This window comes from Amycolatopsis taiwanensis DSM 45107 (genome assembly GCF_000519205.1).
GTDB lineage: Bacteria > Actinomycetota > Actinomycetes > Mycobacteriales > Pseudonocardiaceae > Amycolatopsis_E > Amycolatopsis_E taiwanensis.
In genome coordinates this window covers 161,514-175,916 of sequence record NZ_KI912598.1, presented here as the reverse complement: position 1 = coordinate 175,916, position 14,403 = coordinate 161,514, and the positions used below count along the sequence as shown (strand labels likewise).

Genomic DNA, 14,403 nt, shown 5'->3' with positions numbered 1-14,403 from the left:
ATAATGATCACGGCCAAAGTTGCCATACCGGCATCATGCCACACGCTCGGTGCGGCCCCAACCTTCGACCCGCTCGAGGCCACCATGGAAGAGATCATCATTCCCGCCCAGGTGGCCCCGAGCCCACTGATCAGGACCCGGTGCGGGCGTTGGACGAGACGAGCGCGGCCAGCCGGTCGCCGATGGCGTGCGTGGAGCCGGGGTTGTTCTGGTCACGAGTGGCGAGGTCGAAGGCGACCGACGCTTCGATGCGGCGGGCCGACTCACGCTGGCCGAGGTGATCGAGCAGCAGCGACACCGACAGCACCGCCGCGGTCGGGTCCGCCAGGCCCTGGCCGGCGATGTCCGGCGCACTGCCGTGCACGGGCTCGAACATGCTCGGGTTGCGGCGCGTGATGTCGAGGTTACCGCTTGCGGCAAGGCCGATTCCGCCGGTGACCGCGGCCGCGAGGTCGGTGATGATGTCGCCGAAGAGGTTGTCGGTGACGATCACGTCGAACCGGGCGGGGTCGGTCACCAGATGGATCGTCGCGGCGTCCACATGGGAGTAAGCGACGGTGACATCCGGGTGTTCGAGCGAGACCTCTTCGACGATCCGCGACCACAGCGAACCGGCGTGCAGCAGCACGTTCGTCTTGTGCACCAGGGTGAGGTGCTTGCGCGGCCGCTCCTGGGCCCGCTTGAACGCGTCGGCGACCACGCGCCGGATACCGAACGCCGTGTTGACGCTCACTTCTGTCGCGATCTCGTGTTCGGTGTCCTTGCGGAGCAAGCCGCCGTTGCCCGCGTACGGCCCCTCGGTGCCTTCGCGCACCACCACCATGTCGATTTCGGCCGAGGTGTCCGCCAGCGGGCCGCGCACGCCCGGGTAGAGCCGAGCCGGGCGCAGGTTGACGTGGTGATCCAGCTCGAACCGCAAGCGCAGCAACAACCCGCGTTCCAGGATGCCGCTGGGCACCGTCGGGTCGCCGACCGCGCCGAGCAGGATCGCGTCGTGCTGGCGAAGCTCGCCGAGCACCGACTCCGGGAGCAGTTCACCGGTCGCGTGCCAACGGGACGCTCCGAGGTCGTAGGTGGTCGTCTCCACCGAGGGCGCGACCTCGCCGAGAACCTTGAGCGCTTCGGTGATCACTTCGGGTCCGATCCCATCACCTGGGATCACCGCGAGCCGCATTCCAGACACCTCCGTCGACCGGTGCACTGGGGCTTCACTGCCCCCGTGGCACGAAAACTCCAGCGACGGCAGGTTACCGGCAGTCGCCAAAGGACCGAAGCGGCACCACCCTTAAGACTGAATTTCCCGCCTGACGAGACACTCGGACAGCGCAGTGGGTGGATCGTGCTTCTTGGCGGGGCGACCGGAACCAAGGTTCCTGCCGCCCCGCCAAGAAGGCGAATCTAGTTCACAATGCGAGATGCGTCACGGCAGCGGCCGGCCGGGAACTCCGACGACGCCGGCCCGCTTGCCGGAGGCGTTGTGGTGTTCCAGGACCAGCAAGCCCATGGCCCGGTCGTGCGCCGCCGCCGCGGGATTGCGGTTGACCATCAGCGTGGTGCCGGGCTCCGCCGCGAACACCAGTGCCGGGTCGCCACCACCCTGCACCGAGTAACCCGGCGCCAGCGGGTCGAACGACATCGGCGTGCTCACGCTGTCGATCAGCCCGTCCGTGCTTCCCGGTGCCACGTAGAAGCCGACCGTGCCCACGGTGTAACTGATCCGGTGCGACGCGGCGGCCGGATCGATGCCGAGCGCGGTGAGGCTGACCGGCAACACGATCACGTTGGTGTCGAAGACATTCGTGTCCACATCGCCGAGTTCGGCGTTGACCGCCTCCACATCCACCGACGGGAAGCCCGGCTTGTTCAGGTCGACGGTGTTCACCAGCAGTAGATCGGTCCCCGTGGCCTTGGTCACAAAGGACTCGAAGTCCGGCCGGCCGTCGCCGTTCACGTCGATGTCCACGAACGGAATCGTGTTGCTGCCGAGGTTCGCCCAGTTACCCCAGGTGGTGAGGCCGAAGGCGAGCAGCGCGTCCTGAGGCCGGCCCTGGCTCCTGGCAAGCGGCGCCGTCGTAGCCGCGCCGACGTACTGCAGGTCGCCGCCCTTCGCGGTGTCGTTGATCGTGCAGTGCTGGGTCAGGTTGCTCCGGCAATCGGGCAGTTTCGGCGAGGAAGCCTGAAGTTCGAGCACGCTGACCAGCGACTGGTACCGCTGGCTTCCGCTGCCCTGGTTCAGGCCCCGCCCGCTCAGGTTGAGCGCCGCCTGGTTGCCCTGGAAGGAAACCGAGTCCGGCGTGGTGATGTCCGCGACCGGCTTCGGCGCCGAGTACACCGGAACCCGCAGCGTCACGCCGCTTCCCTGCGGGGTCAGCACCACGCGGCCCGAAGCGTCCGCGAGGAACTGCCGCGCCAGGCCCGCATGCTGTGCCTCCACGGTGGGGTCGATCACCTTGCGCAGGGCCGTGGGGTCCGTGATCCGCAGCGTGATGCCGACCGTCGCGGTCCCGCCCGGGTTCAGCGTCACGGAGTCCGTCGACAGCTGGTACTCCACGCCGGGGAGGTCGGTGATGCCCTGGTAGGCCACGTTGAACCGGGCCGCTTGGTCGCCCTTGTTCGCCACCTTGATGGTCTTGGTCAGGGTGACCGGCCCACCGGCCTCGACGGTGCCGAAGTTGACGCTCACCGCGCCCGGGTCGTCCTGGACGTAAGCCAGCACCGACGTGTTCAACGCCGCATCGGCGTCAATACGGCCGCTGCCGACCCGTTGCGGGGCATAGGTTTTCCCGTCCTGCGTGATGTCGTGACCGGCGGTGTTCATCACGGCCGCCTTCACTTCCTCGACCGACCAGTCCGGATGCGCCTGCCGCACGAGCGCGGTGATGCCCGCGGTGTGCGGGGTGGCCATCGACGTTCCCGACAGCACCGCGCGGCCGTTTCCGCTGCCGCGGAACGCCGACGAGATGGTGTCACCCGGCGCGGACACGTCCGGCTTGAGAGCCGGGCCGCGCACGCCTCGTGAGGTGAACGAGCTGGGAGTGTCCACAAGAGACTTGTCGTTGGTCTGCAAGTTCGTCCGGCCGTCGCCGTAGAGACGGACGGCGAGGGTGCCGGCGTCCAGCGCGGGCCGCATCTGCGCGGTGGCCGAGCCGGTGAACTGGAACATCGGCACCGCAGCGTTGCCGGCGATCCCGGCGTTGAAGTTCTCCAGTGCCGACGACAGCAGCGCCCCGGTGGCCCCGGCCGCCTGCGCATTGTTCGCGCGCACGGCCGAACCGCAGGCGCGGGTCGAGTCGTTGTCGTCCCATTCCAGCCACACGAACTTGCCGGTGACGGCGGCCTGGTCGGTAGCGGAGTAGGGCGCGCAACCGTCCGCGTTGGCGGACGAGAGCTTCACCACAGGGCTCGTCTGGTCCAAGCCGTCGTATCCGGTGAAGTCCTGACTGTACTGACCGGCCTTCGAGCCCGCGATGTCAGAGGGAGTGGTGACGTCGGCGGCGTCACGCAGCACCGACGAGTCACGGCTGCTGGCGACCGTCAGCGCTTCGACCGTGTTGCCAGGAGAACCGGCGGCGTCATAAAGGTCTCCCGCGTTTCCGGCGGCGATGACCGGCAACACGTTGTTCTGGACCAGCTTGCGCACGAACAGCGAGTCGGGGTCGTCCGGCGCCCCGAAGTCGCTACCCAGTGACATGTTCACGATGTCGAGGTGGTCGGTGAAGTCACCGTCGCCGTTCGGGTCGAGGGCCCAGTCCATCGCCTGCGCGGTCACGTTCGTCGATCCGCTGCAGCCGAACACCTTGATCGCGTACAGCAGGGATTTCGGCGCGGTGCCGGGACCGACCCGCATCGCGTCGAGCTGGTCCGCGGTCAGCGTCTGGTAGTCGCCGGTGAACGTCTTGCCGTCGGCCGTGACGCCGAATCCGCCGGCCGTCCCGGCGACGTGCGTGCCATGCTCACCACAGGCGAGCGGGTTCGGGTCCGGCTTGGGCACCGTCACGGCACCGCTGCCGCTGGCGTCGTAGTCGTCGCCGACCAGGTCCGTGCCGCCGACCACCTTGGCACTGGGGAAAAGCGGGTTCGGCTTGGTCCGGTCAACCGACTGGTAGGCCTCTTTCGTGCCCGGACCGCCGAAGTCGGCATGCGTGTAGTCGATACCGTCGTCGATCACGCCGATCCGGACGCCATCACCGTTGCGTCCGGTCTGCTGCCACGCGGCGAGCGTGTTGGTCAACTGGTCGGCACTGTTGTTGTCCCGGGTCTTGGGCACCACCGTGCGGATCGAGACCACATCGTTGCGCTGGGCCAGTTCGCGGATCTTCGCCGCGTCCGCGGTCACCACCACACCCGCAATCGCGTTCGAGGTGTGGTAAAGCTCCGTGGTGCGCGCGTCGGCAGCACGTAGCTGGCCGACGATCGTGTTGACCAGACCGGCAACCCCGGCCTTGGCCGCGTTCGCCGCCTGCTTCGCCTTGTCCCGGCCGGAGCCCTTGCTCTGCTCGGCGTTGAAGGCGTCCACCGCGGGCTGTTTCGCCAGCTCGATGAACGCCGTGGTCTGGCCCTGCGCGGCGGCCAGACGCGGGGAAAGCTTGCCCTGCAACCCTTTCGGGTCGAACTTCGCGGGCGCAAGCCCCTGGGCGAGGCTGTCCTGCGCGGACGCGGCACCAGGGGCAAGAACCGTTATGGCAAGTGTGGTGGCGAAGACGGCCGCAGCCGACCGCCCGGGAAATCTCCTCATGCATCCACTCCCTGATCAAGGCGAGGATGCGAACTTAGCGGACTCATCGGGCGAACCACTAGGGCGTACCGGAATAATCCGACTTTCGGCGGGTCAGCACTCGCCCGCCACTAGCCCATTCGGAACTCAGCGGCCCCAACCGGGAACTCACCAACCGCAACCCGCAACTCACTGGCCGGAATCGCCAACTCAGTGGCCTGAACCCAGAACTCACCGACCTGGACCGGCAACTGCGCGCTGTACCGACAACTCAGCGGGCTGAACTCAGAGCAGGCGAAACCCAGGAACTCAGCGGACTGAACCCAGAACTCAGGCACCTGAACCCGGAACTCAGCGGACTGAACCGGGAACTCAGTCACCTGAACCCGGAACTCAGCGGGCTGGACCGGGAACTCAGGCACCTGAAGCGGGGACACGCCAGGTCCCGGCGTGTCCCCGGTTCAGGAAGGTGAGTTCTGAGTTCAGGAAGGTGAGTTCCCGGTTGGGGCGGGCGAGTTCTGGGTTCAGGAAGGTGAGTTCCGGGTTGGGGCGGGCGAGTTCCGGGTTCAGGCGAAGTTGACCGCGCGGATCGTGCGGGCGCCGACCGTCGCGGCGATCGGCTCCAGCAGGTGCGCGTCCACGTCGCGGTCCACACGCAGCAACATCACCGCGTCCGTGCCGTCGGTGGTCTGGCTGATCTGCGCGGCCTCGATGTTGACCCCGGCCTCGCCGAGGAGGGTGCCGACGCGGCCCATGATCCCCGGACGGTCGGGGTACTCCAGCAGCAGCACGTGTCCCTCGGCGCGCAGGTCGAAGTGGCGGCCGTTGACCTCGACCAGCTTCTCCACCTCGTCCTTGCCGGTGATCGTCCCCGAGGCGATGCTGGTGCTGCCATCGGCGTGCACCGCCCGAACGGTGACCACGCTGCGCCAGTTGGGGCTTTCCGGCTCGGTGACGACCTCGACCTTCACGCCCATCTCCTCGGCCAGGCTCGAGGCGTTCACGAAGGTCACCTGGTTCTCGACGACGCTGGAGAACACACCGCGCAGCGCGGCGAGCGGCAGCACGCCGACGTCCTCGCCGGACAGTTCTCCGCGGACCAGCACGGTGACCGACGCGGGCGCCTTCGGGCTGAGCGCGGATACCACGGTGCCCAGTTTCTGGGTCAGTGGCAGGTATGGGCGCACCTCCTCGCCGACCTTGCCGCCGCCGGGCACGTTCACCGCGTCCGGGACGAAGTCGCCGCGCAGTGCCAGCAGCGTGGAACGCGCCACGTCGGTGCCCGCGCGGTCCTGTGCCTCGGCGGTCGAAGCGCCCAGATGCGGGGTGACGACGACATTCGGCAACTCGAACAGCGGGCTGGAGGTGATCGGCTCGGTGGCGAACACGTCGATGCCCGCGCCGCCCACGTGGCCGCTGCGGATTGCGTCGGCGAGGGCGTCCTCGTCGATCAGGCCGCCGCGGGCCGCGTTCACGATGAGCACACCGGGCTTGGTCCTCTTCAACGCCTCGGCGTCGATCAGGCCCTTGGTCTCCGGGGTCTTGGGCAGGTGCACGGAAATCGCGTCAGCGCGCGAAAGCAGGTCGTCGAGGCTGACCAGCTCGACCCCGACCTGCGCGGCGCGAGCGGCCGACACGTACGGGTCGTAGGCGATGATGGTGGTGCCGAACGCGGCGAGCCGCTGCGCGAAGAGCTGGCCGATCTTGCCGAAGCCCACCACGCCGACGGTCTTGCCTTGCAGTTCGACACCACTGAAGGAGCTGCGCTTCCACTCGCCGCCACGCAGGCTCTGGTCGGCCGCGGGCACCCGGCGGGCCACCGCGAGCAGCAGTGCCACGGCGTGCTCGGCGGCGGACACGATGTTGGAGGTCGGCGCGTTCACCACGAGGACGCCGCGGGCCGTTGCCGCGGGTACCTCCACATTGTCCAGTCCCACGCCCGCCCGGGCGACGACCTTGAGGCGGCTGGTCGCGGCGAAGACTTCGGCGTCGACCTTCGTGGCTGAGCGGACGAGCAGCGCGTCGGCCTGCTTGACCGCTTCGAGGAGCGCGGGACGGTCCGTTCCGTCGACGTGCCGGACCTCGACCTCGTCCCCGAACACGGTCAGCACGGACGGGGCGAGCTTTTCGGCGATGAGAACGACGGGTTTGCCGGAATTGGTCACGATTGGGCTCCCAAGGGAAAAACGCTGCTGACAGCCCCGAAGTCTAGTCGCCGCGCGCGAGGCGGTTTAACGGGCGCGCAACCCGGTGAAGACGAGGTCGAGGAGACGGTCGAGGCTCGGTCCGCCGTCGGGCGCGCGTTCGCTCGCCCACGCGGCGGAGTGCACCATGAGGAGCACTTCGGTGACGGTCACATCACCCCGCAACTCGCCGGCCGCCCGCGCCCGGTCGACCAGGCGGGCCACCGCCGACCGCATGGCGTGGCAGGCGGCATGGAGGTCTGAGGACGGGTCGTTCATCGCGTCGGCCACCGTCCCGGTCAGGCCGCGGTAGCTGACCGTCGCCTCGACCATGGCCTTCGACCAGTCTTTCAGCGCGTCGAGCGGCGAAGGATGGTCAAGAAGCTCTTCCGCGGCGGCCGCACGGTCGGCGAACCGTTCCCGCAGCAGGGTCTCGAGCAGTGCTTCCCGGGTCGGGAAATGGCGGTAGAGCGTGCCGATGCCGACTCCCGCGCGCCGCGCGATTTCCTCCAGGGAGGCGTCGACGCCGCGTTCGAGGAAGGCGCGTTTCGCCTCTTCCAACAGCCGCTCGTAGTTACGACGGGCGTCGGAGCGCATGGCACGGGTCATCGCCGACCAGTCTAGGAAGCGGTCCGGCAGCCGCGAGGACCCGGCACGAGAAATCCGGAGGGGCCCTGTTTTTTCGGAGGATACCTCCGGTAAGGTCGAACCGGAGGTGCCCTCAGGTTAGGAGAATCGACATGAAACCCGCACTCGGACCGGTCGGCGTGTGGCTCTACGGCGGCAGGCCGGCCACGATCGCCCAGCGGCGAAACGCACTCACGCGCATCGACCGGCTCGGCTACGGCTCGGTGTGGTACGGCGAAGGGGTCGGCGGGCGCGACGCGTTCGCGCGCGCGGCGATCCAGCTCGCCGCAACCGAACGGCTGGTGGTGGGCACCGGGATCGCCAACATCTGGTCCCGGCCCGCGCCGACCATGCAGGCCGGCGGCCTCGCGCTGGCCGAGGCATACCCCGGCCGGTTCGTGCTCGGCATCGGTGCCGGCCTCGCTGCGCAGGCCGAGCGGGTGGGCGAGAAGTTCGAAAAACCGTTGACACACATGAGGAACTACCTGTCCGAAATGGACTCCGAAGCGGCACTGAACCCGCCGCCCGTGCCGTTTCCCCGAGTGCTGGCCGCGATCGGGCCGAAGATGCTGGAGCTGTCGCGGGATGCGGCGGACGGCGCGCACCCGTTCTTCATGCCCCTCGAACACACCGTGCAGGCCCGGGAGATCCTCGGCCCCGGCAAGCTGCTCATTCCACACCAGTCGGTGTTCCTGGAGCCCGATCCCGTCAAGGCGCGGCACACCGCGCGCGAACTCCTCGGTGTGGTGCTGAATCAGGGCGCACCGGCCTACGCCAAGGCGTGGCGGCGGTTCGGTTACGCCGAGGACCGGGAGACCATCAGCGACCGGTTCGTCGACGCCGCGATCGCCTGGGGCGACGAGGAGGCGATCGCCAAGCGGGTCAACGAACAACTCGACGCCGGCGCGGATCACGTGCTCGTCTCGCCGGTCGCGCCGGACCTCAACGCAGCGGTGGACCAGTTGGAGCGACTGGCTCCGGCGCTGGGACTGACCTCGAACTGACCCTAGACAATCGGAGTGAATGCTCCGTATGTTGTTCCGGAGTATCCACTCCGATTGGGGGTTACTATGGCCACATCACCCCGCGAGGTCTTCGAGCGCCTGTCCCAGGGCATCGCCGAAGGCCGCTTGACCGAACTCGCCGACCTGTACGCCGAAGACACCGTCGTCGAACACCCGCAACGCCCGCCGGCCGGTTCCCACATCGTGGGCCGGAAAGCGGTCGCGGACCACTTCGCCGCTATGGGCGGGAAAGTCACCATGCGCGCCCGTGATGTGGTGATCCACGAGACGACCGATCCCGAGGTGATCGTCGCCGAGTACACCTACGACGGGATGTCCGGCCGACCGTTCACCAGCGCCAACGTCCAACTGCTGCGGGTGCGCGACGGACTGATCGTGCATTCGCGGGACTATCACGACTATCTCCGCATGGCCGCCGCGGGCGGTGGGCTCGACGGGCTCGCGAAGGCGTACGCGGATTTCGCGCCGGAGTTACCCGCAGAGGTCACGCGACTCGAACCCCGCACCGCGATCGAGCGGGTCATGCTCGGGGTCACCTCTGGGGCCAATCCGGCGGACGAGTATGCCGAGAACGCCTACGTGACGCACCCGTTCCACCCGAGCGCGCCGCCTCTTCGCGGGAGGGAAGACCTTCGCGCGCACTTCGCGGAGGGCCGCGGCACCGGGCTCCGGCCGCACAACGTGGTCTCCTACGCCACGACCGATCCCGAAGTGGTGATCACCGAATTCGCCTACGTGGGCACCACACGGGCCGGGCGGCCACTGGTGACGCAGAACATTTTCATCACCCGCATCCGCGACCGGTTGATCGTGGAATCCCGCGACTACGGCGACCATCTCGCCGTCGCCGCGGCCACCGGGACCCTGCCCGACCTCTTCGCCGCGGCACGAGCCACCGTCGCCGCGTAACCGCGACGATGGCGCAGAACTCGGACGCCCGAACCGGGAACTCACGTGCCCGAACCGGGAACTCGCGCGCCTCAACCGGGAACATGGACGCCTGAGCCGGGGACACGCCAACTCCCGGCGTGTCCCCGGCTCAGGCGCGCGAGTTCTGGCCTCAGGCACACGAGTTCCGGGCTCAGGCACGCGAGTTCCGGGCTCAGGCACACGAGTTCCGGGCTCAAGCACGCGAGTTCCGGGGCCAGGCACGCGATCTGGCCTCAAGCACATGAGTCCCGGGGCCAGGCGCGTGAGTTCCGGGCACAGGCGCGTGAGTTCTGGGGTCAGGCGGGTGAGAGTTGCGGGGGCAGGCGGGTGAGGACTGGGGCAGGCGCGGGCGGGGAGGCGAAAGAAGGCCACCCCGGGGCGAGAGTCGCGCCCGGAGTGGCCTTGGGGGGAAACGTCAGGCGGTTTCCGTGATGGGACGGTCCACCCAGGACATCAGGCCACGCAGCTTCCGGCCGGTCTCCTCGATCGGGTGCTGCTCGCCGTCCTCCTGCAGCTTGCGGAAGTTCGGGCGGCCCGCCTCGTCCTCGGCCACCCATTCCCGCGCGAAGCGGCCGTCCTGGATCTCGGCCAGGATCTGGCGCATCGACTCCTTGACCTCGGGCGTGATCACGCGCGGGCCGCGGGTCAGGTCGCCGTACTCGGCGGTGTCCGAGATCGAGTACCGCATCCGCGCGATGCCGCCCTCGTACATCAGGTCCACGATGAGCTTGAGCTCGTGCAGCACCTCGAAGTAGGCGATCTCCGGCGCGTAGCCGGCCTCGGTGAGCACCTCGAACCCGGTCTGCACGAGCGCGCTGGCGCCACCGCAGAGCACCGACTGCTCGCCGAACAGGTCGGTCTCGGTCTCCTCCTTGAACGTGGTCTTGATGACCCCGGCCCGCGCGCCGCCGATCGCCGCGGCGTAGGACAGCGCCAGCGCCTGCGCGTTACCCGACGGGTCCTGCTCCACCGCGATCAGGCAGGGCACGCCCTTGCCGTCGACGAACTGACGGCGTACCAGGTGGCCCGGGCCCTTCGGCGCGACCATCGCGACGTCCACATTGGCCGGTGGCTTGATCAGCTCGTACCGGATGTTGAAGCCGTGGCCGAAGAAGATCGCGTCACCGGCGTTCAGGTTCGGCTCGACGTCCTCGGCGTAGATGAAGCGCTGCTTGGTGTCCGGCGCCAGGATCATGATGAGGTCGGCCTCCTTCGAGGCCTCGGCCGGGGTGAGCACCCGAAGGCCCTCTTCCTCGGCCTTGGCGCGAGACTTCGACCCCTCCGGCAGACCGATGCGGACATCGACTCCGGAGTCGCGCAGGCTCAACGCGTGCGCGTGGCCCTGGCTGCCGTAACCGATCACGGCGACCTTGCGACCCTGGATGATGCCCAGATCGGCGTCGTCGTCGTAGAAGATTTCGACTGACATGAGGGGAACAGCTTCCTTTCTCAATTACATTGCGACATGGTCGTCGAGGACGGCTATCGCGCCGAGGTGGCGGCGATGGAACGCGCACCCCGGCCGACGGCCACCATGCCGGACTGCACGATCTCACGGACGCCGTAGGGTTCCAGCATCCGCAGCAGCGCCGACAGCTTGTCGCTGGTGCCGGTCGCCTCGATGGTGAGCGCCTCGGGTGCCGCGTCGACCACCTTGGCACGGAACAGCTGCACGGTCTCCAGCACCTGGCTGCGCACGGTGGCGTCGGCCCGGACCTTGACCAGCAGCAGTTCGCGCTGCACGGACGTGGCCTGCTCCAGCTCCACGATCTTGATCACGTTGACCAGCTTGTTGAGCTGTTTGGTCACCTGCTCGAGCGGTAGCTCTTCGACGGCGACCACGATCGTCATCCGGGACACCTCGGGGTTTTCCGTGGGCCCGACGGCGAGGGATTCAATGTTGAAACCACGGCGGGAGAACAACCCGGCGACCCTGGCGAGCGCCCCGGGCACATTCTCCACCAGCACGCTCAGTGTATGGGTACTCACTTGCTCACCTCGTCGTCGTCGAACAGCGGCCGGATACCGCGGGCCGCCATCACCTCGTCGTTGCCGGCGCCGGGGCCGACCATCGGCCACACCTGGGCGTCCTTGCCGACCACGAAGTCGATCACCACCGGCCGGTCGTTGATCTCCATCGCGCGGCCGACGACCTCGTCCACCTCTTCCCTGCTCTCACAGCGCAGGCCGGCACAGCCCAGCGCCTCGGCGAGCAGGGTGAAGTCCGGGATGCGGTGCTTGTGGGTGCCGAGATCGGTATTCGAGTAGCGCTCGGAATAGAACAGGTTCTGCCACTGGCGCACCATGCCGAGGTTGCCGTTGTTGATCACAGCGACCTTGATCGGAGCTCCCTCGATCGCGCAGGTGGCCAGCTCCTGGTTGGTCATCTGGAAGCAGCCGTCGCCGTCGATCGCCCAGACCTGCTTGCCCGGCTGCCCGAACTTCGCGCCCATCGCGGCCGGCACGGCGAAGCCCATCGTGCCGAGGCCACCGGAGTTGATCCAGGTGCGCGGGTTTTCGTACTTGATGAACTGCGCGGCCCACATCTGGTGCTGGCCGACGCCCGCGGCGTAGATCGCGTCGGGTCCGACCAGCTCGCCGATGCGCTCGATCACGTACTGCGGCGACAGCGTCCCGTCCGCGGGCCACTCGTAGCCGGCGGGGAACGTGCCGCGCCACGAGTCGAGCTGAGTCCACCACGCGGTGAGGTCGGGCTTGCCGGAACGCTCGGTCTCCGCCTTCACCGCGTCGATCAGCTCGTTGATGATCTCCGCGCAGTCGCCCACGATCGGCACGTCCGCCTTGCGGTTCTTGGAGATCTCCGCCGGGTCGATGTCGGCGTGGACGACGGCGGCGTCGGGCGCGAACGAGTCCAGCCGCCCGGTGACCCGGTCGTCGAACCGGGCGCCGAGCGCCACCAGCAGGTCCGCCCGCTGCATCGCGGCCACCGCCGCGACGGTGCCGTGCATGCCCGGCATGCCGAGGTGCTGCGGGTGCGAGTCCGGGAAGGCGCCGCGCGCCATCAAGGTGGTGACGACCGGGATCCCGGTCAGGCTGGCCAGTTCCGCCAGCTGCTCGGACGCCCCGGCCTTGATCACGCCGCCACCGACGTAGAGCACCGGCCGCTGCGCGCCGGCGATCAGCCGAGCCGCCTCGCGCACCTGCTTGCCGTGCGGGCGCAGCGTCGGGCGGTAACCGGGCAGCCGCAGCTCCGGCGGCCAGGAGAAGGAGGTCGTCTCCTGGAGCACGTCCTTGGGAATGTCCACCAGCACCGGGCCGGGCCGGCCGGTCGCGGCCAGGTGGAACGCCTCGGCGATCACCCTCGGGATCTCCGCCGGGTCGGTGACGAGGAAGTTGTGCTTGGTGATCGGCATCGTGATGCCGCAGATGTCGGCTTCCTGGAACGCATCGGTGCCGATCAGCGCCCGCGTCTGCTGGCCGGTGATCGCGACCACGGGCACCGAGTCCATGTTCGCGTCGGCCAGCGGGGTGACCAGGTTCGTGGCACCGGGACCCGAGGTGGCCATGCACACGCCGACCTTGCCGGTCGCCTGCGCATACCCGGTCGCCGCGTGGCCGGCGCCCTGCTCGTGCCGGACCAGCACGTGACGGACCTTGGTCGAGTCGAGCAGGGGATCGTAGGCGGGCAGGATCGTGCCACCCGGAATACCGAACACGACCTCCACCCCGACCGCCTCGAGCGACCGCACGAGCGACTGCGCACCGGTGACCCGGACCGGGGTGCCGGCCGGCGGGGTGGGCTTGGGGCGCGGTCCGAGCTGGGCGGGCGACGGCGCGGTCGGTGCCGATCGCGAGGTGGCGCTTGTCATCAGTTCTGCCTCGGGCTCTCTTGGGGCTCACTCGTTCGGGTAGTCCTGTGCGGGCAACAAAAAACCCCCGCCGACCAGGAGGTCGCACGAGGGTCGCGCGTCGACGCAGCGGGCTGTTTCCCCTAAGCGTCGACGCGCCAGGGAAGTACGATGCCGTTCTGCGATGTCACAGGCATGACGTTAACGGCTCGCCGCGAGGAGTGTCAACTCCTCGGGATCGTGATCCCGAATACTGGGCAGCCCTACTGTCGGACTCACACTCTTATTCAGAACGTGTTCGGGTAGCCAGGCCGTGACATCCGTCGTCGGCTGCCGGCCGGCAACGTTGGCGGCTTGGCTCCCCGCCCCCTGCCGGGGCGTGGGGGGCGGTGCCCCCACAAGGCGCCGTTGTTCTCCGTCACCACAGGCGCCCGACTCGCGTATTGAATATCGTTGCGACTCCACGGAGGGCCCACTTGAGCCGCGGCGGAGCACGGAGTGCAACCATCATGACGTGGCCGAAGAGAACGAAGGGCGCAAGGCGATCTTCCGGATACCCGTGATCGCCCTGTTCGGAGTGGCGTTCCTGATGGTCTGCCTCGCGCCGACCGCGTTCGCCGATGTGCCCGGACTGTGGGTGCTGTATGTCGTTCCGCTCGCACTGCTCGTCTTCGTGGTACGAACCCGGACCGTGGCGACCGCGAAGGGCCTGACCGTGCGGACCATGTTCGGCCGCCGCGAACTGCCGTGGGAAGCGCTCAAGGGGTTGGCCATCACCGGCCGCGCTCAGGTTCGTGCGGTGCTGACCGACGACACCCAGGTGCCGCTGCCGACCGTCCGAACCCGACACCTCCCGGTCATCTCACTGGTCAGCGAGGGCCGGTTCGCCGACCCCAGCGGTCTCACCGACGACCTCCTCGGGAAAGCCAAGGACGGCGAAGCCGCAAAAGATGGCGAAGCCCCCGAAGACGGTGAAACCACAAAGGACGGCGAGGCCACCAAGGACCGGGACACGACCAAGGACGGCGAAACCACCGACGAGAAGCAGGCTGACGACGAGTAGGCATCGGCGTCCAACCACGAGACGCGCGATGGAACGCCGGGCGTAGCCTGAT

10 protein-coding genes are annotated in these 14,403 nt (G+C 68.4%); 3 read left to right on the top strand and 7 right to left on the bottom strand.

Annotated elements, in window-relative coordinates:
• Positions 1-130 precede the first annotated feature (130 nt).
• The 4 genes from A3CU_RS0135605 to A3CU_RS0135585 form a co-directional block, all read right to left on the bottom strand.
• On the bottom strand, positions 131-1,174 hold the full coding sequence (locus A3CU_RS0135605; RefSeq protein ID WP_027946244.1) for a 3-isopropylmalate dehydrogenase: 1,044 nt from the start codon (positions 1,172-1,174) through the stop codon (positions 131-133).
• A gap of 246 nt (positions 1,175-1,420) precedes the next feature.
• Positions 1,421-4,735 (bottom strand): S8 family serine peptidase, encoded by a 3,315-nt coding sequence (locus A3CU_RS0135600; protein ID WP_027946243.1) that lies wholly within the window; start codon positions 4,733-4,735, stop codon positions 1,421-1,423.
• Between the two features lie 545 nt (positions 4,736-5,280).
• Entirely contained in the window at positions 5,281-6,879 is a 1,599-nt protein-coding gene (gene serA / locus A3CU_RS0135590) for a phosphoglycerate dehydrogenase (RefSeq protein WP_027946241.1), read from the bottom strand.
• Between the two features lie 66 nt (positions 6,880-6,945).
• A complete protein-coding gene (locus A3CU_RS0135585; protein WP_027946240.1) occupies positions 6,946-7,506 on the bottom strand; it encodes a TetR/AcrR family transcriptional regulator in 561 nt (186 codons plus the stop codon).
• A 131-nt stretch (positions 7,507-7,637) separates the two neighbouring features.
• Here A3CU_RS0135585 and A3CU_RS0135580 point away from each other — a divergent pair, with 131 nt between their 5' ends.
• Positions 7,638-8,528, top strand: coding sequence for a TIGR03620 family F420-dependent LLM class oxidoreductase (locus tag A3CU_RS0135580; protein WP_043843677.1), 891 nt, complete (start codon positions 7,638-7,640; stop codon positions 8,526-8,528).
• A gap of 66 nt (positions 8,529-8,594) precedes the next feature.
• Positions 8,595-9,458 (top strand): nuclear transport factor 2 family protein, encoded by an 864-nt coding sequence (locus A3CU_RS0135575; RefSeq protein ID WP_043843675.1) that lies wholly within the window; start codon positions 8,595-8,597, stop codon positions 9,456-9,458.
• A gap of 436 nt (positions 9,459-9,894) precedes the next feature.
• Here A3CU_RS0135575 and ilvC read toward each other — a convergent pair whose 3' ends face one another.
• The 3 genes from ilvC to A3CU_RS0135560 are packed head-to-tail and all read right to left on the bottom strand — an operon-like array spanning position 9,895 to position 13,309.
• Positions 9,895-10,908 carry a ketol-acid reductoisomerase gene (gene ilvC, locus A3CU_RS0135570; protein ID WP_027946238.1) on the bottom strand — a complete coding sequence of 338 codons (1,014 nt, stop codon included), beginning with the start codon at positions 10,906-10,908 and terminating at the stop codon, positions 9,895-9,897.
• A gap of 53 nt (positions 10,909-10,961) precedes the next feature.
• Entirely contained in the window at positions 10,962-11,468 is a 507-nt protein-coding gene (ilvN, locus tag A3CU_RS0135565; protein WP_027946237.1) for an acetolactate synthase small subunit, read from the bottom strand.
• A complete protein-coding gene (locus A3CU_RS0135560; protein ID WP_027946236.1) occupies positions 11,465-13,309 on the bottom strand; it encodes an acetolactate synthase large subunit in 1,845 nt (614 codons plus the stop codon). The genes ilvN and A3CU_RS0135560 overlap by 4 nt, the downstream gene beginning before the upstream one ends.
• Positions 13,310-13,802: 493 nt before the next feature.
• Between A3CU_RS0135560 and A3CU_RS0135555 the strand changes: the two genes are divergently transcribed.
• Complete coding sequence (locus A3CU_RS0135555) at positions 13,803-14,351, top strand: PH domain-containing protein (RefSeq protein ID WP_027946235.1); 549 nt, start codon at positions 13,803-13,805, stop codon at positions 14,349-14,351.
• Positions 14,352-14,403 lie beyond the last annotated feature (52 nt).

Coding starts and splice junctions, on each gene's coding strand:
- A3CU_RS0135575 (WP_043843675.1), top strand. CDS start 8,595: ATGGCCACATCACCCCGCGAGGTCTTCGAGCGCCTGTCCCAGGGCATC.
- A3CU_RS0135580 (WP_043843677.1), top strand. CDS start 7,638: ATGAAACCCGCACTCGGACCGGTCGGCGTGTGGCTCTACGGCGGCAGG.
- A3CU_RS0135560 (WP_027946236.1), bottom strand. CDS start 13,309: ATGACAAGCGCCACCTCGCGATCGGCACCGACCGCGCCGTCGCCCGCC.
- A3CU_RS0135585 (WP_027946240.1), bottom strand. CDS start 7,506: ATGACCCGTGCCATGCGCTCCGACGCCCGTCGTAACTACGAGCGGCTG.
- ilvC (WP_027946238.1), bottom strand. CDS start 10,908: ATGTCAGTCGAAATCTTCTACGACGACGACGCCGATCTGGGCATCATC.
- A3CU_RS0135605 (WP_027946244.1), bottom strand. CDS start 1,174: ATGCGGCTCGCGGTGATCCCAGGTGATGGGATCGGACCCGAAGTGATC.
- A3CU_RS0135600 (WP_027946243.1), bottom strand. CDS start 4,735: ATGAGGAGATTTCCCGGGCGGTCGGCTGCGGCCGTCTTCGCCACCACA.